This window comes from Kribbella sp. NPDC055071 (assembly GCF_053608045.1).
On sequence record NZ_JBSGUS010000016.1, the window covers coordinates 17,150 to 35,785 of the forward strand.

The following is an 18,636-nucleotide window of genomic DNA, read 5'->3' on the forward strand; positions in this document are numbered from 1 at the left end:
CAACCGGCCGCCCTTCCGGGGACTGGTAACGGACCAAGTGCATATGCAAACCCTTCACATCGAGGTGCCGAGGAGACCGCGGGTGATCTGGAAGCCGACGTTGCCAGAGGCAACCGCCTTGGGGACGAGCTGGCGGCTCGCGACCGCCGCGATGGTGTCCAGGCCGATCCGGGCCTGATCCGCGGCATCGCCGGTGGCGACGGCATCCAGGTCGTCGCCGTACGTCGCGACCGTCGCGGCATCGTTGCTGAACTCAACAACCGGCACGAACCGCTGTGCCGACAAGGTGCCGCCGGCAACATGAGCGAGGATCTGCTGAACGCCGGAAGCACCGAAGCCGGTCGCGGTCTCCATCCAGTCCGTGCCAGGCATCCGCATCACCTGCCATCCCGGCTGAGCAGGTCGCTGCCCATGTGCGATCGTCGGCCCGACCTCATCCGTCGACCCGAACGCAGCGGCACGGAAGTCCGCGTCGGCGAGGAGCGAACCGCGCGACGACAGTACGACGGAACCGCCGGAGCCGACGATCTCCCGGCCGATCAGGGCCAGCGCCTCGGCCGTCTCGCCGGACAAGCCGCCGCGGGCTTCCAGCCCGATCGTGAGCGCGCCGAGATCCCCGCGCTGCTCGATCGGTGCTTGCAGGTCGAAGCTGTTGAACCAGTCTTTGACTTTGATGCCGACGGCATCGAGCCCGCCGTCGGCCTGGATGCTGGCCCAACCGAAGCGCGACGGGTCCTTGCCTGCCTCAACGAGACGCGAGCGGAAGTAGTCGTTGTGGGTCTTTTCGCAGCCGTGCTCCAACAGCAAGGCCATCCGCGTATTCGGGTGCAAGAGGTAACCGAGCATGATGCGGGCGAACGTCTCCTCGGACGCGCCGCCGCTGCTGCCACAACCCTCGGTGTGCGGGAGGGCAACCATCCGGGTGACCGCGTCGCCCGCCCATTTCTCCAACTCTGCTTGGGCTGCCAGCCGCAATGCGATCTGCCCGGAGCACAGGCTCGTCGGCAGAATCAGCCCGACCGCCTCCGGCACCAGCCGGTCGTCAACCTGCAGAAGCCGGGCGTACGTGCGGGCGTCTGAGGTCAGACCCTCCAGGGGAAGACCGTCGAGGGGAGCGTCGCGATCCTCGGCGGGAAGGTCACTGAGCTTGCGGCTCATCCGGCCGTCGGTGCTGACCGAGATGCCTTCGCGCGGGCCGCTCTGCTTCCAGTTGCGCCAGATCGACACCTGGCTGTGGCCGGCCCGCTCCCCCGCGCTCGGCTCGCCGGACGCAACGCGGATCGTCAGGTCGAACGTGTCCGCGGTGAGCTCGGCCATCGACGTACCCGTGAGGTAGCGGCCGGCATCGACATCCATCTCGGCGTGCAGGCGCTCGTACCGGGCGCTCGTCGTGACGAACTTGAGCGTGGGGACGAAGGGGAAGTTGGTGATCGAACCGTTTCCGGTGGTGAAGAAGATGAGGTTGCAGCCGCTGCCGATCTGACCGGCGACGGATTCGAGATCGTTGCCGGGGCTGTCCATGAAGATGTAACCACTGCCGGGCAGCGGTTCGCCGTACTCGATGACGTGGTCGAGGCGGACCTCGCGCGGCAGCTTGCGGGCGGCGCCGATCGACTTGAGGACGATGTTGTAGAGGCCGCGATAGACGTTGCCGCCGGACGGGTTTCCCTCGGCGGTGTGGCCGTGCCAGCCGACGCGTTCCTTGAACGAGTCGATGATGCCGAGGAACCGTCGTGCGGTCGCGAGGTCGCGGACGTTCTTCAGCACGTACGGCTCGGCGCCGATCAGCTCATCGGTCTCCGCGAGTACGGCGGTGCCGCCGTGCCTGATCACCTCCGCGCTGACCTGGCCCGCCAGCGGGTTGGCGGAAATGCCGGAGAAGGCGTCGGATCCGCCACACTGCAAGGCGATCTTGAGGTCGGCGAGTGGGACCTCGGCGCGGGTCTGGTTGTCGACGATCGGCAGCCACGGCTCGACCAGGGCGCCGGCCTCGGTGAGGTCGTGCTCGAATCCGGCCCGGCGGGTGAAGAACGCGTGCGGCACCTTGATCGACGGGTAGTCGTGCTCCGCCATGAAGTCCTTGATCGCCTGGCCGGAGACCACGTCGTCGTCGGTGTCCACGATCAGGACGGCGCCGACGTTCGGGTTGAGGGTGAACCCGGCGAGCGTGGCGAGCAGGAAGTGCAGGTTGTTCGGGACCTCGTCCTCGCCGCCTTCGGTGTGAGCGACCGGTACGACGCCGTCGCCGGCGGCCGCTGCGTCGAAGCGGCGGGAGAGCTCGGTGACGAACCCGCTGCTGCGGGAGCTGGTCGCCAGCAGCACCACGTGGTTGCGGGTGCCGGCCGGACCTTGCGCGCGGGGGTAGCCGAGGAAGGTGCCGGGTTGCTCGACGCTGATGACCTGCTGGCCGAAGGTCAGCGCGGACTCGTCGAGCTCGTACGGATCGAGGGGTTCGTTGGTCGCCGACGGCTCGGTCGGCAGGCCGTCGACCCCACGGGCGGTGACCGCCGCGAGGCTGCTCGGCGTGCACACGTAGTCGCCTGGGACGAGGTCGCGGTTCGCACGGGCGAAGGGGGTGTTCCAGGAGGTGAGCGCTTCGCCCGGCGCGACCGGCGCGACCACGAAGCGGTGACCCTCGAGGACCGTGTGTGGCAGGACGACCTTGTGCCCGCCGAGGTCGATCTCGGTGCCGGCCTCGAGGCGGCGGGAGGCGATCGCGACGTTGTCCCCCGGCTCTGGCAGGACACCGGCCTGGTCGAACCTCACCATTTTCTGCCTTCCCGTAGCTACGCCGGGCTCGAATCGTGCATGATGCATGATTACCACTGCCACCCTGTCGAAACCAGACCGGTGGGTCAAGACCGCGACCAGGATCCGGAGAGGTGCGATGACCGAGCCAGCCGACCGGCGGCTGTTGCGGCGCCAGATGCTGGCCGACGACGTGTACGAAGCGATCAAGACGATGCTGATGGACCACGTCATCCGGCCCGGCGCGCGGATCTCGATCGACGGGCTGGCGCGCGAGTTCCAGGTGTCGTCGACGCCGGTGCGCGAGGCGCTGGCACGGTTGGAGTCCGAGGGGCTCGCGGTGAAGGAGCCGCTGAAGGGATACCGGGCGACGCCGCTGCTGACGTTGTCGGAGTTCGACGATCTCTACCGCTTCCGCCTGCTGCTCGAGCCGTGGGCGGCCCGCCGGGCCGCCGAACTCATCGACGACGACGGCCGGTCCCGCCTCCGCGCCGAGCTGGCGACCGCGGTCGAGCCGACATCGGTCGACTACGCCGGCTACAAGTCGCTCACCGTGCACGACAACCGCTTCCACCTGTTGATCGCCGGGCTGTCGGGGAGTCAGCAGGTGCGGTCGGCGTTCGAGCGTACGCACTGCCATTTGCATATCTTCCGGCTGCACTACGACCGCGATATCGGGCCCGAGGTCCTCACCGAACACCACACCCTGGTCGACGCGATTACTTCGGGCGACCCCGCCGCGGCCGAGTCCGCGATGACTGCCCACATCGAGAACTCCATGACCCTCCGCCTCCGCAAGATCTACGAGTGACCCGACGCCCGTTCCCACTGGCGATCCCGCCGGAACTGACGGCGTACATCCTCGACCTCGAGTGGGACCTCGACCAGCTCCACCGGCTGGACCTGCTGATGATCAGCGTCCGGGTCTCCGACCTCGCCCACCACTTGGACCTACCGTTCTGGAGGTACGACGGACGCCCGTTCCAGGTCACCCCACGTGAGGTCGCGGCCGACCCCGCGAAGTATCACGAGCAGTGGGACCGGGTGCTGGCCGCAGACTCGCGCCAGCCACTCCACGTCGTACGCCGAGCCAACGGCCGCCTCACCATCCTCGACGGCATCCACCGGCTACTCCGCGCAGAACTGGAGGGCCTACCGACCATCGTCGTACACGTCCTCCCCTGGGAAGACCTGGACGAGATCGCCGTAAGGGGTTAAATCTGCCGGGAACTGCGGGCGGGCAGGTCCTCCCCCGCGTGCTCCGCGGGCGGCTTCGTTCGTCGCTCCGTACCTCACCGAGCGCGCCGCCGCGCTCCCACCCCCCACCCGCTGATCGCCGGTGCGTCGCGTGCCTGGGAGCGCATCCGCCGAACGCCGGCCCGGGTGTGGTCCGGGCCGGCGACTCGGTCACTTTTCGGGGTAGAGCTTGCTGAGGAGCTTTCCGTCCTTGTCGTACGCCCTGACCGTCAGCGGGTCACGCAGCATGGTGTGGCGGGTCTTGTCCAGGGCGGTGAAGGTGTACCAGCCGTCTTTGAAGGGTGCGTCGTATGCCGGGCCGGAGCCGACCTGTACGACGACCTTCGCGGTGTTCGCCGGCGCGTGCCCCCAACCCACAGGCAGCGACTGGCCACAGCTAAGGCCGCCGGCCGTGGGGCCGCAGTCCTTGCCCTGGACAGTAATTCTGCCGATCTCCGTGACGAAGGTCCCGTCGGGCCGCTGCATCCGCGGGTAGTCCGCACCGAGGTCGTCGAGGCGCAAGCCGGTGACCGCCCAGCCGTAGCCGACGCCTCCCCTCGGGTCCGCCGAGATGCCGCAGGAGATCGCCGTCTTGCCGGACGGTGAGACGGCGATCAGTTGTTCGCGGCTGAATCCCGGGTAGCTCTTGGTGGCCGCATTCAACCGGTCCGACACCAGGATGTGCCACTTGGTCATGTCGACCCAAGCGTCCACCGAGCAATTGCGAAGCTTGCCGGCCGTGTCGTTCGGGAACGGATCCGCCTTCGCAGCCGCGACCAGCTCGGCGGACGGCTTGTCCCCACCCGGGATCGTGCAGTACAGCTCCTCCGGGGCCCCTCCCCCGCGGGCCTTCTGCAGGTAGACGCGCGAGCTGACCGACCGGAAGCCGGACTTTTCCTTCATCGAGCCATTCATGCCGGGGTATCTCAGGGCGCAGCGTCGTACGGCCTCTTGCTCGGAGATCCGCTGTCCGGCTCCGTCCTCGCCGCGAGGGATGCCCGGGACCGCGCTGAACTGGGAGTTCTCGGTGTCAGTGCCGCCGGCCACGCCGGGGTCGTTGCCGACGCCGGCCAGGTTGGGGATGAGGGTGACAGCGAGAGCTGCCGCGGCGACGCCGGCGACAGCGCCGCCCGCGCCCAAGAACCGTCTGCGCCGCAGGCTACGGCGGCCTCGGACGAGAACCGCTGTGGTGTCGAAGTGATCGTTTGGTCCGGTATCTGCCAGGCGGTGTAGCTCAGCGCTGACCTCGCGGGTGTCTTCCATCTCGTTCTCCTTCACAGCGCCGGACTCCGTCGCCGATCGATGGCCTTGCGGAGAGTGTCGAGGCCGCGGGCGGCCTGGCTTTTGACCGTGCCCTTCGAGCATCCGAGGATCTCCGCGGTCTGCTCGACCGAGAGGTCCTCGTAGTACCGCAGGACGACACAGGCACGCTGCCGTGGCCCCAGTGCGCGCAGCGCCTCGAGCACTTCGTCACGTTCCGCGTGCCCGGCCGCGAAGTCGGCACTCTGAACCGTGCGTTCAGGGACGTCAGCGCTCGCTATCTCCCGACGCCAGGAACGCCGGCCCGCCGCGTACGTGACATTGATCAACATCCGGCGGGCGTAGGCGAACGGGTTGTCGGCCCGTTGCACCTTCGGCCAGGCGAGATACAGCTTGTAGAGCGTCTCCTGGACGAAATCATCCGCCTTGTGCCGATCGTCAGCGATCAGGTACGCCGTCCTCCGCAGCGACGGAATCGCCGCCTCCACGAACTCGACGAATGTCTTGTCCCGCTCCGCCATCCGCGCACCTCCACTCTCCATGTCCCCCGAATGATGCGTGGCCCACGCCATCAGGTTGCATCCCAAGCCGAAGTCCCCAGAACTACCGCACCAGACCGCTACCGCCCGGGCCGATCAAGTCTTGGCTGTACCTGGAAATACGAAGACATCGGCCAGAGCCAACCGCCCCGTCCTCACCCCTTCTCACCGTGATGATCCGCGCCACAGCCGCCGAGTAGACCGACGCCCTTGTCCTAAATTTGGTGTCATGTCTGATCGACGGGTGCTCTATCACCTCCGCCGTATCCCACCGATCAGTCCAGCTGCGTGAACCGGACTACAACTGCGGCAAATCGGTTGACCCGGCGGCCCGATGCGTCATCATGAACACGTCGCGGGCGGTAGCCCTCGAAAGTGAACCCGGCAGCTCTCCGGACGGTGAGTCGGCCGGGTTTCGCGCGTTCTGCGTGACCGCTCGCTCCGTCAAGGGAGCCGACGTGGGCAGAACGGCCTGATGCGCGTACCAGGCCATTCCGATTTCATGTCCGGATCCCGAGCCAGGCTCCCGGCTACCGCGCAGGTCCTCGTCGCGCTGGCGAGAACAGGCGCGAGCCTGGTACTTCGACCAGCTTGCGAACGCGCCTTACAGCAAGCGCCAGCGCGGCCACGCCGGCGCCGAGGATATTCGACCACCCGACGGCACCGTAACATTGCGTGTTACGCTGGGGTCATGGCCAACATGCGCTTCAGTATCTCGACGGACCCCCAGGTTCATGCTGCAGTGAAGGCACACGCCGACGCCGCCGGCATGGACGTTTCCGGCTACATCATTGCCGCCGCCACGGCACAGATGGCGGCGGATGACGCCGCGGCGGCGGTCTTCGCCCCACTCGACAATGACAACGCCGCCGCGCTGGATGAGGCCGCAACACTCGAGACGCCTAGCCTGCCTGTCTTCGAAGACCTGACGGCCGAGGAGCAAGCCCAGGTCCGCAGGATCCTCGCCTCGGCGCTCGGCTCGGACCGAGCCGACGTCGCGTGACTGCTCGTACTGTCGTCTACGACACCGGCATGCTCCTTGCGATGCTGAGTGGTGATGCAGTGGCTTTGACCTTGCATCGCGGACTGCGAACAGCTCAGCACAGGCCAATCATCATCGGTCCGGTCCTGGCACAGGCTTGGCGACCTGACCCCAAGACGGTGCACGCCTTCAGCGGATACCTGAAGGATTGCACCGTCCCACAAGCTCGGGGTTCGGCTGCGCCGATGCAAGGAAGAGCCGCGGCGTCCGTTGAGTGCGTGGCCTGCGCAAGAACCGCAACTCTGGACTCGTACCAGCGGGCCGGAGCAATGCTCGCCAAGGCCCTGCTGCCGGGCAAGAAGCGCCCAGACGCAGTAGACGCTCTCGTCGTCGTGACCGCAGCCCTGCACGTGCCCGCCCAGGTTCTCACCACCGATCCCGGTGACCTGACCTCCTACGTCGCAACCCTCAACCACGCCGACATCAGGATCGAACGCATCTGAGTAACTGCACGACAGGGTGGGTTGACACGGCTCGAGGTTGGCGACCGAATGGTTAAGGCGCGTGACAGGGCTCGCGCCGAAGCTGTCATGTGAGCCTCCCAAGTAGCCACTTCGGATACCAGGTAGCGCGCATGGCAGGACTGTCAGGCGACGTGTCTAAGTAGCCAGACTAGATACCTTCGAGCTGTCTATGACAGTAATTCACGTGCTGTCAGACGTCTTTCAACGGCTGTTGAAAGAGGAGTGCATCATCGTGCAGTAGCGGACGTCAGGGCAGCGGAATCTTTGCGTCAGGGGCCGCCTGCCGGAACGACGAACGGGCTGTGCCCGGGTGCGACCCGGTCGACCCGCAGGTCGGAGAAGACCAGGCCCACATCGTGACCGTTGGTCTCGATCCTGGCTTCATGAAACGGAATGCCCAGGTCTGCAGACCATTGATCCGCCTCGGCCGACTGGTCGAGCAAGGAGAACCCTGGGTACGAGAGCTGCCAATCGACGCCCCACACGTAGCCGTCAAGGTCGTCGGCGGCCAGGTAGCTGTCGTAGTCAAGCAGGCGTTCGTCGAGGGATCGCTTCCAGACGTCGCGGCGAATCGCCGTCGTTGTCGTCGCTCGTACGCAGTGAGTAAATCGGTAGCGCAAATGTTCGGGTTCAATGCCCGTACGTGGGTCGGCGATGACATGGATGAAGACGTCGTAGTCGCGTATGTGCTTGGCAAAGCCATGAAACACGATGGCCTGGTCGAAGACGTCCTCGAACGCCGTACGGATCGCCGAGCTGTCCATGCCGACATCATGCCTTGCCGGTCGCTCAGCGCCCGGCACTCCAAGTTCACCATTGCTGAGTCCGCCGTGGTCGATCTACGACGTCCTGACCTACCCACCCACAGCCCAGATGACCGCCGCGGCAGCGGCAGGATCGGGCGGCAGCCCGCAGAACCGGCGGTAGTCGAAACAACCCCGGCGGCAGCCGGGAGAGCGCCGGCGGGTGGCCCTGCAGGAGGTGCACCGGCGGTAGCCGGGGGGTGGGTGGGAGCGCGCGTAGTGGGCGCGGTGAGGAGCGGAGCGACGAACGGAGTCGTCCGCGGAGCACGCGGGGGGATTTACCCACCCGCGTGCCGCGCGGGGGTTAGATCGGTGCGTCTCCGTGGTCGGGGATTTCTAGTTGTACGCCGCCTTGGAGGGCTGATTGGTGGGCGTAGATGCCGGGGAGGGTGTATCGGGCGGCGATCCAGGCGTTGATGGGGGGCAGGGTTTTGTCGGCTACTGCGCGGACGAAGTCGTCGGCCAGGAAGTGGTGGGAACCCTCGTGGCCGTTGTGGAGGCCGGCGAATTCCTTGGGAAGGCGGGTGCGGTCGTGGACCGGGGAGAGGCCGGAGCGGAAGGCGTCGCGGAGGGCCGGGTCTACGTTTGCCAGGTCGGCGTCGTCGTACGAGCCGCTGGGCTCGGTCTCCATCAGATGGCTGACGTCTTCTACGCCCACTTTGTTTTGCCAGAGCGTGGTGGTGGCTAGCTGCTCGAAGCTGCCTTCGGTGCCGAAGACGCGCAGTCGGGACTCGCGGATGTGGGACGGGTAGCCGACGCGGCGCATCTCGTTGGTGCGCATCACGCCGCCGTCGGCGAGCTTGAAGAGTGCGGTCGCGTTGCTGAAGTCGTTGTCGAACTGGCTGACTTCCTTGTCGAACACACCGTCGCCGCGGTCGTCCTTCACGCCGATGCAGGAGACGTGCGTGGCGTGCTGGCCGGTCGTTGAGAGAACGTTGCCGACGGCATGCGTCGGATAGAGCATGGGTGGGAACGACGCGGTCTTCTTCCAGTCGTCACCGCCGCTGTACTGGTACGCGGCGTAGAAGCCGAGGTCCATGTCGTGGACGTAGTCACCCTCGGAATAGAAGATCCGGCCGAAGGCGCCGTCGGCGATCTTCTGGCGGCAGTAGACCGACGACGGGTAGTAGAAGCTGGTCTCGCCCATCATGTAGGTGAGTCCGGTCTCCTTGACCAGCTCGATGATGCGGGCGATCTGATCCGCCTCGATCGCCATCGGGACCGTCGAGTACACGTGCTTGCCGGCCTCGAGCGCCTGGATCGCCATCTCGCCGTGCAGCCAGCGCTGCGTGAAGATCGCGATCGCGTCGACATCGGACGCGAGCATCTCTTCGAACGACTGGTAGGTGAGCGCGATCCCCTGTTCGGCCGCCATCTCGGCGGTCCGTTCGGGTACGACGTCGGTCAGGCGCACGTCCGAGACATCCGGGTGCGCGGACCACAGCCGCAGGAACGAAGGAGCAAACTGGCCGGCGCCGACCACGCCGATGCTGATTCCCATAACCCAAGGCAATCACACATTTATCTTCCACGGAAGAACAAATTCACACACCGAACGGTGTGACCCACGCCACGCCCGCCTTGCGGGCGACAGGCAGGCGGGCGGGTGTATGCGGCGGGGGCATGCGGGCGGGGCGGCGTTCGTTGGTGGGCATCGGACGGCGGAGCTCCAGGCCATCACAATCGGAGTCGGTTGGGCGATTGCGCTCAGGGTCGGCGCGGTCCGGGGATTGTGATGGCCTGGAGGACGGGCGTCACGGGCGGAGAGGCTGGCCAGCTCACCAGCGCGCTGCCGGAGGTGGGCGGGCTGGCGCGGAGGAAGTGGGCGGCTAGACGTTGTTTGCTAGGTAGGTGGCTACTGCTTCGGTGGCGAGGGTGGCGGCTCGGTGGGCGGTTTGGCGGGTGGCGCCAGCTAGGTGGGGGGTGATGACTAGGTTGGGGGCGGTTAGGAGGCGGGAACTGGCGGGGATCGGTTCTACCGGGAAGACGTCGAAGGCGGCTGCGCCCAGATGGCCCGACTCTAGGGCGTCTACGGCGGCGTCGTAGTCGAGGAGGCCGCCGCGGGCGGTGTTGACCAGTACGGCGCCTGGTGGCATCAATGCGATCTGGTCGGCGCCGATCATGTTGCGGGTCTGGTCGGTCAGGCGCGCGTGCAGGCTGACTACATCAGATCGGCGGAGGAGCTCGTCCAACTCGACCAACTCGATCCCGTCCGGAGACTTGTCGACAAACGGATCGGCGACCAGCACCTGGGCGCCGAAGGCAAGCATCACGCGGGCGACCCGTTGGCCGATCGCGCCGTACCCGATCAAGCCGACGGTTGAGCCGTCGAGCTCCAGGCCGCATTCCTCATATGCATACAGGTCGCTGCGCCATTCGCCCTGCTCCAGCGTGCGTTGCAGCCGAGGAAGGTTGCGCAGGGCACTCATCATCAGGGCGACCGCATGCTCTGCAGCCGCGACCGCATTGCGTCCTGGAGTGGATGCGACCGTGATCCCGCGTTTAGTTGCCGCAGGCACGTTCACGTTGACCGGACCACCACGGCAGACCACCAGGAACCGCAGATCAGGTGCCGAGTCCAATACCCGTTCAGTGAACGGACCCATCTGAGTGATCGCCAACTCAACCCCAGGAAGCGCGGCGATCAGTTGATCCTCGGCGTCGCTCGCCTCGTCCACCTCAGCAACTCGTCCGTACGGCGTCAATGGCCACGGCAGGGTGATCTCGCGGAAGTCGAAGCTCACTTCCTTCAAACCAGATAGCGCCGAGACAAGCAGGTCGTTGCGGACGAAGTGGTCCCCCGCGAGCAACGTAGTAACGGTTCTCATCAAACTCCTGGAGTAAAGGTGGGAGCTGGGTCGGACCAGCGGGGACGAGCGGCCTCGATGCGGCGTAGATAGTGGTCGTATCCCTCGGCATAGAAGGCCGCACGGGCCGGATCGGGATCAACCTGCCGTGTCTCCGCGATCCACTCCGGACCAACGGCAGAATCAACCGCTCGGCGGGCACAGATCACCGCACCACGGGCAGCAACCTGTTCTGCCGAAGCTGTATGCAGTGGCGCGTTCAACACGTCCGCGAGGATCTGAGTCCACTCCTTGCTCCGCGCTCCCCCGCCGCACACAGTCACCCGGCCCGTCCACCCAGCCGCGTCCAGACAGTGCCGAGCGGCGTACGCAATCCCCTCGCAGGTCGCGCGGACCAGGTCAGCCGTTGTCGTGGAGAGCGAGATCCCATCGATCGTTCCACGCGCTCGGGTGTCGACGAACGGCGCACGCTCACCGGCTTCGGCCAGATACGGCAGCACGGTCACACCACCCGCGCCCACCGAGCTTTCGGCGAGCAACGAGGGCAGCTGATCGGTCCCGACCCCAACGAGCGCGAGCACCCGATCGAGCGCCGCCGTACCGACCATCGCAGGCATCGCCCGCAACCAAACCCCAGGCGACCAGGTACCTAGGAACAACCCGGCCGGCTCCCCATCGACCGGCAACTCACGCGTCACCACCTGACAAGCAAGCGTCGTACCGACCGTCAGCAAAGCATCGCCGGTCTGATCAACACCAGCTCCCGCGGCAGCGGCAGGAAGGTCATATGGACCAGCAGAAACCCTTGTTCCTAAAGCCAATCCGACCGAAGGAGTCCGCAGCTCTCCTATCGGACCGGCAGCCGCGACCGGCGCCAACAAGTGCCGCAAGTCCGCGAGCCCAGTCGCCGCCAGCGCCTCGCCGTCATACGCATTCGTCCGAGGATCAAGGAACGGCGCGGACGCATCGGACACATCGGTCGCGCGCACCCCGGTGAGCTGCTGCATCACCACGTCCTTGCAGTACGCCGCAGTCCCGGCCCTCTCCACCACCGACGGCTCCTCCGCGACCACCGCGGCCAACAACGGCCCGGACGCACCAGGAAACATCCGATTGCCGGTACGCCGGAACACCCGCTCGGCCACGCCATCCGTCGTCCACCGCTCGAGGATCGCGCTGCTCCGCGCATCCAACCACGAGATCGCCGGCCGCACCGGCGTACCGTCAGAATCGAGCAACCACAGCCCATCACCCTGTGCGGTGATCGCCAGGACACCAGGCCGATCCCCCACCGAACCGGCAACCTCACCCACCACTTCGTTGACTGAGGCAACGATCGAAGACGTGTCGTGCTCGAACCGACCCACACCCGGCCGCACCAGCCGGGTGGGCCGGGATGCCGAAGCCACCGGTCGCCCGTCGTTGTCGAAGGCAACGGCCTTGGTGACGGTCGTGCCGACATCGACCCCAATGTCCATCAGGTCCCGCCTCCTAGAGTTTGGCAACCTCCACGGTTACGCCGTGGTCGCGCAGCGAGATGATCAAGTCGTCCGGAGTCTTCTCGTCGACGATCACGACATCAAAGTCCGTCAATGGCGCCAACCGATGCAGGGCAGTGCGTTGCAGCTTGGCGTGGTCGACCAGCAGCACCTTGGTCCGCGCCGACCGGAGCATCGCCCGCTTCACCAGAACGATCTCCTCCTCCTGATGAAACGCATGCGTCGCCGACACCGCGGACACCGAGCAGAACAACAGATCCGTGTGCAGCGCCTCAACCGCCTCCGCACAAGGCATCCCGCCGAACGAATCGTGAGTCGGCGAATAGATCCCGCCGAGCGCGAGCAGCGTGATGTCGCGGAGCTCGGTCAGCTTGCTGATGGCCGGCAGGAAGTTCGTTGCCACCGTCAACGGGGTGATGCCCTCGAACAGGTCGACCAGCGCCAGCGCGCTGGTCGAGTCGTCCAGCATGACCGACATACCCGGCTCGATCATCGCGCGTGCGTGCCGTGCCAGCGCGGCCTTCTCCGCGGTCGCCGTGTTCAGCCGGTACGCGACGTTGCTCTCGAACACGCTCGTCGGCTGCGCGGTCACACCACCGCGGTACTTACGCACTACGCCTTGGCGTTCGAGCTCATCCAGATCGCGGTGCACCGTCATCACGCTCACACCGAACGCCTCGACCAGGTCGTTCGCCGAGACCGAGCCGTGCTTCACGACGTACGCCGCGATCTCGGCCTGCCGGCGGGCGGGACGGCTCAGTTCACTGGTGTCGCCGTCGACATCCGATGTCATGCCAGGGTCTCCATTCGTGCGGGAGGAATCACAGGGGGCAAGTTGTACGCCTCGAGACCCACTGTGCCGTCCTGCCACCGGAATCGCACCAGCGCCGTGGGACCGAGCGCAGGAAGCAGTCTGCGGTAGTCGTTGAGCCGCACGCCGAGCACCCTGCACACCAGCAGCCGGATCAGCGTGTTGTGCGCGACCGCGAACACCTTCTGCCCCTCGTGTCGCTGTCCGATCTCGTGGAAGACCTCGTACACCCGCTCGGCCGCCTCGGCGGGATCCTCCCCGCCAGGAAAGTGCCGACCGACCGGATCCAGCTGGAACGACTTGGCCACCGCCGGCGGGAGTTCGCTGAGCATCTTCCCCTCGGCCTCACCGAAGTCCACTTCGCGCAGGCGCCCGTCCACCACCGGCTCGAGCCCTAAAGCCTCGGCGGTCGGTGTGATGCTTTGTCGAGCCCGGAGCATCGGGGAACACCACAGCGCATCAGGCGCGTAGTCGATGGCCCAATCCCTGAGCTGCCGAGCCTGTCGTACGCCGACCTCGTCGATCGGGAGGTCCGTGGAACCGGTGTACCGGTTGCCGTCGTGCCATTGGGTCCTGCCGTGCCGGGCGAGGACGACCGTGGTCCTCATCCGCGATACCCCCGACTGTCCAGCTCCGCGACGAACTCGGCGTACAGGTCGTCGAGTCGTTGTCCGCGCGGTTCGAGAATGTGGTCCACGCGGACCATTCTTCGCGCTGTCTCGGTGAGCGCGCCGCCCGAGGCGGCAAGGATCGCCATGCCGAACGCCGGGTCCGGAACAGCAGGCAGCTCGACCGGTACGCCGAGGACGTCGGCGCGAAGCTGGTTCCAGTAGCCGCTGCGGGTGGCGCCGCCGGTGAGCGAGACCGAGCGGATCGGGTCGGCGCCGAGGCCGACCAGGTGCTCGAAGGCGAGTCGCTCGATGAATGCGACTCCTTGCAGGACAGCGGCGTACGTGTGCAGGTCGTCGGGGGTCGCGCCGAGCGTGAAGCGTTCGGCCCGGGAAGCGACGAAGGGGAAGCGTTCGCCGGTCTTGGTGAGGGGATAGGTGACGGCGTTGATCGGGCCGAGTTCGCGGGCGGCTCGATCGAGGGCGTCCAGATCTCTGCCGGGCAGGAGTTCGGTGAGTACGCCGGCGCCGGTGCTGGATGCGCCGCCGGGAAGCCAGCCGCCTTCCGGGTGACGGTGGCTGTAGACGGCTCCGGTGGGATCGGCGAGGAGGTCATTGCTGACGCCCTTGAGGACGAGCGTCGTACCGAGGACCGAGTTCCAGGCGCCGGGGGTGAGGGCGCCGGCGGCGATCTGGGCGGCGCATCCGTCGGTCATGCCGGCGTAGACGGGGATGCCGGTAGGGGTTCGGCCGAGTTCAGTGCCGGGGAGGACGACGTCGGGGAACGCGGTGAGGGGCAGGCCGAGTTTGTCGTAGGCGGCGGCCGGCCAGGCGTTCGCGATCAGGTCGTAGCCGGTCTTGAGCGCGTGGCTCGTGTCGGTCGCGACCGGGTGACCGACCAGGTGCGCCGCGACGAAGTCGGCGCTGTGGACAACTCGGTGGGTGCTGAGGTCGTAACCGTCAGCAACGAGGGCGAGGATCTTCGGGAGCGCCCAGGTCGGCTGCATCGCAGTCGACCAGCGATCCGGGTCGGCGTCCACGATGTGGTCGCGACGGTCGGCGGCGCGGGCGTCGTCGTACATCAGCGCAGGGGTGACCGGATGTCCATCCAGGTCGGTCAGCAGGAAGGTGCCGGAGGTCGAACAGACAGCAATGCCGTCGATCGACGAGCCCTGAACTTCCGCGAGGACCGCGTCGACCGCGGTGAGCCAGGTCTGCGGGTCCTGCTCGTGCCGTACGCCGTCGCGGTGGCTGACGAGTGGTCGGCTCGCGCTCCCCAGAACGGCGCCGTGGGCATCGGCCAGTACGGCGCGCACGCTCTGGGTGCCGAGGTCGACGCCGATCCAGGCAGGTCCCGCCACCCCACGCCTCCAGGTCCGATGTTATCTGCGTTGATAACATAACATCGAACAACGATAAGAGGGCAGGCCGCGGCTCCCGCAGCTGAAGGCATACGGGAGCCGCACTCCGGCCGACAGCGCCTAGTCAGCGGGAAATCAGGAGCACTTCAGCGTCGCCGAACGCCAGGAGCAGCTCAGCGTCAGGAGTGCATCAGTAGCAGGCCGGGGTCAGCGATGGCCAACTCGACGCGACCTCCGTCGACAGCTCCGTAGGCACCGATCGGGCCGCTGGACGGGCGGCCGCTGCGGTTGAGCCAGAAGCCCCAGCCGGCCGGCGCGGCCGGCCACTCCGGGTCCGGCTGCCAGCCGAAGGGTGGGCGCCACGTGTCACTCGGCGGCTCGGGCCAATCGGGTGGCGGGTTGAATCGGTGCACGAGCGGGCCCCTCCGGATTCCCCAGCGATCCGCTGAATCGAACTGCGCTGACCAAGAGAACTGTGCCGATCACGAACTGTCTGACTGATCAACGACCTGGCGCGCCGGGCGTTACGGCTAAATCTAGGTAAAGTTTCGTCCGGCTCGCGGCCACCTATCACACCACCACGATCGCGGTCCGGCAAGCGTTCGCTCACCAGGCGGACTGCACGTGCATCGGCATCCGCGAAGGTTGCCTTGTCCACAGATCTCGCTAGTTATCCACAAGCACAAGGGTTTGACGGTCGTTGCCTACGACGCGTAACCGGTCTAGCCAGCTCGCGTCACACGGCGGTCCGGGGTCGGATCACAGGTCGGCGAGGCGATCGTGGACGCGATGGTGGTCGGTGAGCGACTGCGTCAACGAGTACCCCAACGCCCGATACGCCTCGAAGTCCCACTCGTCGTAGAACTGGTCGCCGGTCGTCCGGCGCGGGAAGTCCGCGTGCTCGACGGCATACTGCTCCAGGTCCCAGTCGAGATGACCGGCCAGCACCGCCTTCACGAAGAAGATCTCGGTCTTGTAGGGCTTCTCTTCCTGCTCCCCGTTCCCGCCGTCGCCTTCTTTCCTCCCTGGCGGATGAGTTGCTATCCCGTAGACCCAGGCCCGATCGGCGCGCGGCTTCGACCCGCGGACCATCGGCGAGGGGTCGATGTCGATCTGGATCCCGTGATCCATCCGGGCGGTCGCGATCGCCTCGGCCAGCGCGGTGAAGCGATCCTCCGCGTCGTTCGACGCGTCGATCACAATCACCTGCGCGGGTTTGCGCCGCAATGCCTCGACCAGGCCGAGGTTGTCGTAGTGACCGCCATCGGTGACGTAGATGCGGCGTTCGTACATCGACGGCGACCCGACCGCCTCGTGCAGCAGCCGGTACGGACCGGGCTTGTCGATCACGCTTGCGACGTACCGGCGGATCTTCGGGACGAACCCCTGCACCTCGGGGAACGCGGGCTCTTCGCGGTTGTTCCAGTACGGGTTCGGCAGCCAGACGCCCAGGCGAGCATTCAGTACGGCGAGCAGCAGCCGAACCGGTCTGGTCCGGCCATTGACCCGGCCGGTCAGCGGGCTGAGCGCGGCGCCGCTGATCGCCATCGCGGCCGGCACGGTCACCTCGCGTTCCAGGACGTCGGCCTCACGCTCGTAGTCGTCGGTCTCGCGGCGACCGCCGTTCGGAAGCGACCGATCCCCGATGATGCCGATCCGCTCGGCATCGAAGATGAACGGGACGCAGTCGCGCTGTGTCGGCACGAAGTCCGGATCCTCGACGTTCGCAACGCCGGCGATGACGAGCTGCGGACCGCCCGCGACCGGTTTCGCCCACTCCGAATAGCGCAGCCGCAGCGAGTAGTCGAGCGCCACCGCGGCGCCGTTCGGTTGCCGCGTCACCAGGAACGCGCGGGACAATCGCTCCCGGTAGAAGGAATGCAGGGACGTCCGGTTCGCGTCGGTGAGCACCTTGATCGCGATGGCGATGCCGGCCAGGATCCAGGCGACGTTCCAGTTCCCCTGGTACGACGGGTCTGTCGCGTACCCGCCGGTCCAGCGCAGCAGAACGATGATCGCGGCAACAATGATGATCGCGCTGCCGATCCACGGCGCGAGCTTCGTCCGCCCGAACGACAGCAGCCGGGCACGGAGACCGGTCGCCGACTTGCCTTCGACGGCGAGCCCGTTCCACACCGACTTGCCGAGTCCGATCAGTACGACGACCAGCGCACCGAACGACGCGACACCCTGCTTCGTTGGGTCGACCAACGCCAGCAGAGCGGACGGCAGGCTCGGCTGATCGGACGAGCCGCCGGGCAGTTTCCCCAACAGATAAAGGCCTCCTGGTACGCCGAGGAGCAGGACGGCAACGGGTACGCCGTACCGGAGGGTGATGTTCCCGATCGCGTTGAGGACGGTGCGGACCGGGTCGGGCATCCGCGCCCACCGATCCCAGACCTTCTCGATCACGAACATCGCGGCGCTGACCGCGAGCAGGATGAGCGACAGGCCGATGAAGAACCATGAGCCGTCCGGACGCCAGGCGACGTGAATCTCGCTGTATCCGGGCAGAATCACCTTCTGATCGGCGAGGAACCAGCCGAGCACCCAGGCGATCGCGCGCAACGTGATCCCGATCAGCAACAGGTTGACGACCAGACCGAACAGCACGGACAGCGCGGCCCGGAACATCGCCCGGCCGCCCGACAACAGGTAGCGGGTCTGCCGACGCAGCCGCGCCAGCTCCGGCGATCCGGGCGAGAACGGGTCGGCACAAGTCCGCCGCAACACGTGGAAGGCCGCCGCCATGTAGCCGCCGCCACTGACACCGATCACCGTGGATGCCTTGTCGTACAGGCCTCGCTCGCGGAGGAGTTGCAGTGCACCAAGACAGAACGACGCCGACCGGATGCCTCCACCGGAGCAGGTGATCACGAGCCGGCCGCTGTCTTTCCCGTCGGTCGGAGGACGCTTGAACGTGACCGGCGGCTCGGGCTGAGCGCCGTACAACTTCGCCTGGCCGAGCCGACTGGTGGCGAACAAGCACACCGCGAGTACGACGGCTCCCGTGAGCGCGAGCGCCCGCATCAGCCAGGTGATCGCGCCGGTCGAGAGGTCGACGCACGACCCGCGGAACTCGCCCCACAGCTGGAGGTCCTCGACGACGTCGAGCACGGCCGCGGCGAAGACGAGCCAGGCCCCGACGGCGGCGATCTGCTTCCAGGAGATCTGCTTCCAGGACTGGCGATTGACGAACTTGACGTACTTGTACGCGCGATACGCGGCATAGACGTACGCCATGATGAACAGGCCGTCCACCAGGAGTGAGAGTCGGCCCGGCACCTCACAGACAGACCCGGGCGCGGCGTGGTGGACAGCGGCGCGCAGCGGCCATTGGACGACCGCGAGTACGACTGCTATTTGGAGCGTCCTGGTGAAGGTCCGGCGGCGGCCGATCTGTTCGATCGTGGCGTTGCCGGTGGTGCCGTCCGATTCCCCGAGCATCGCCCTATGAT

Annotated in this window: 16 protein-coding genes; 4 read left to right on the forward strand and 12 right to left on the reverse strand. The window is 66.8% G+C overall.

Features of this window, described 5'->3' with window-relative positions; genetic code table 11:
* Nucleotides 1-54: 54 nt before the first annotated feature.
* Nucleotides 55-2,769, reverse strand: a complete 2,715-nt coding sequence (locus tag ACWF4Z_RS25245; protein ID WP_452245605.1) for a UxaA family hydrolase — start codon at nucleotides 2,767-2,769, stop codon at nucleotides 55-57.
* 118 nt (nucleotides 2,770-2,887) lie between these two features.
* Between ACWF4Z_RS25245 and ACWF4Z_RS25250 the strand changes: the two genes are divergently transcribed.
* Together ACWF4Z_RS25250 and ACWF4Z_RS25255 are read left to right on the forward strand one after the other, a co-directional pair.
* Nucleotides 2,888-3,559, forward strand: coding sequence for a GntR family transcriptional regulator (locus tag ACWF4Z_RS25250; RefSeq protein WP_452245606.1), 672 nt, complete (start codon nucleotides 2,888-2,890; stop codon nucleotides 3,557-3,559).
* Nucleotides 3,556-3,966 (forward strand): hypothetical protein, encoded by a 411-nt coding sequence (locus ACWF4Z_RS25255; protein ID WP_452245607.1) that lies wholly within the window; start codon nucleotides 3,556-3,558, stop codon nucleotides 3,964-3,966. The genes ACWF4Z_RS25250 and ACWF4Z_RS25255 overlap by 4 nt, the downstream gene beginning before the upstream one ends.
* A gap of 189 nt (nucleotides 3,967-4,155) precedes the next feature.
* Here the strand turns inward: ACWF4Z_RS25255 and ACWF4Z_RS25260 are convergent, their stop codons facing one another.
* Entirely contained in the window at nucleotides 4,156-5,247 is a 1,092-nt protein-coding gene (locus ACWF4Z_RS25260) for a hypothetical protein (protein WP_452245608.1), read from the reverse strand.
* A gap of 11 nt (nucleotides 5,248-5,258) precedes the next feature.
* On the reverse strand, nucleotides 5,259-5,765 hold the full coding sequence (locus ACWF4Z_RS25265) for a SigE family RNA polymerase sigma factor (protein ID WP_452245609.1): 507 nt from the start codon (nucleotides 5,763-5,765) through the stop codon (nucleotides 5,259-5,261).
* A 709-nt stretch (nucleotides 5,766-6,474) separates the two neighbouring features.
* Here ACWF4Z_RS25265 and ACWF4Z_RS25270 point away from each other — a divergent pair.
* Nucleotides 6,475-6,786 (forward strand): hypothetical protein, encoded by a 312-nt coding sequence (locus ACWF4Z_RS25270; RefSeq protein ID WP_452245610.1) that lies wholly within the window; start codon nucleotides 6,475-6,477, stop codon nucleotides 6,784-6,786.
* A gap of 257 nt (nucleotides 6,787-7,043) precedes the next feature.
* Nucleotides 7,044-7,268 carry a hypothetical protein gene (locus ACWF4Z_RS25275; protein WP_452245611.1) on the forward strand — a complete coding sequence of 75 codons (225 nt, stop codon included), beginning with the start codon at nucleotides 7,044-7,046 and terminating at the stop codon, nucleotides 7,266-7,268.
* A 290-nt stretch (nucleotides 7,269-7,558) separates the two neighbouring features.
* Here ACWF4Z_RS25275 and ACWF4Z_RS25280 read toward each other — a convergent pair whose 3' ends face one another.
* The 9 genes from ACWF4Z_RS25280 to ACWF4Z_RS25320 form a co-directional block, all read right to left on the reverse strand.
* Nucleotides 7,559-8,053 (reverse strand): YxiG-like protein, encoded by a 495-nt coding sequence (locus ACWF4Z_RS25280; protein ID WP_452245612.1) that lies wholly within the window; start codon nucleotides 8,051-8,053, stop codon nucleotides 7,559-7,561.
* 343 nt (nucleotides 8,054-8,396) lie between these two features.
* A complete protein-coding gene (locus ACWF4Z_RS25285; RefSeq protein WP_452245613.1) occupies nucleotides 8,397-9,593 on the reverse strand; it encodes a Gfo/Idh/MocA family protein in 1,197 nt (398 codons plus the stop codon).
* 328 nt (nucleotides 9,594-9,921) lie between these two features.
* A complete protein-coding gene (locus ACWF4Z_RS25290) occupies nucleotides 9,922-10,920 on the reverse strand; it encodes a 2-hydroxyacid dehydrogenase (RefSeq protein WP_452245614.1) in 999 nt (332 codons plus the stop codon).
* Nucleotides 10,920-12,377 (reverse strand): FGGY family carbohydrate kinase, encoded by a 1,458-nt coding sequence (locus tag ACWF4Z_RS25295; protein WP_452245615.1) that lies wholly within the window; start codon nucleotides 12,375-12,377, stop codon nucleotides 10,920-10,922. The genes ACWF4Z_RS25290 and ACWF4Z_RS25295 overlap by 1 nt, the downstream gene beginning before the upstream one ends.
* Nucleotides 12,378-12,390: 13 nt before the next feature.
* The gene (locus ACWF4Z_RS25300) at nucleotides 12,391-13,191 is read right to left on the reverse strand and encodes a DeoR/GlpR family DNA-binding transcription regulator (RefSeq protein ID WP_452245616.1); all 801 of its coding nucleotides are present in this window, start codon (nucleotides 13,189-13,191) and stop codon (nucleotides 12,391-12,393) included.
* A complete protein-coding gene (locus ACWF4Z_RS25305; protein ID WP_452245617.1) occupies nucleotides 13,188-13,817 on the reverse strand; it encodes a histidine phosphatase family protein in 630 nt (209 codons plus the stop codon). The genes ACWF4Z_RS25300 and ACWF4Z_RS25305 overlap by 4 nt, the downstream gene beginning before the upstream one ends.
* A complete protein-coding gene (locus ACWF4Z_RS25310; RefSeq protein ID WP_452245618.1) occupies nucleotides 13,814-15,178 on the reverse strand; it encodes an FGGY-family carbohydrate kinase in 1,365 nt (454 codons plus the stop codon). Before ACWF4Z_RS25310 ends, ACWF4Z_RS25305 begins: the two co-directional genes overlap by 4 nt.
* Before the next feature lie 179 nt (nucleotides 15,179-15,357).
* Complete coding sequence (locus ACWF4Z_RS25315) at nucleotides 15,358-15,591, reverse strand: hypothetical protein (RefSeq protein WP_452245619.1); 234 nt, start codon at nucleotides 15,589-15,591, stop codon at nucleotides 15,358-15,360.
* A 346-nt stretch (nucleotides 15,592-15,937) separates the two neighbouring features.
* Nucleotides 15,938-18,625: a hypothetical protein gene (locus ACWF4Z_RS25320; protein WP_452245620.1), complete on the reverse strand. Its 2,688-nt coding sequence runs from the start codon at nucleotides 18,623-18,625 to the stop codon at nucleotides 15,938-15,940.
* Nucleotides 18,626-18,636 lie beyond the last annotated feature (11 nt).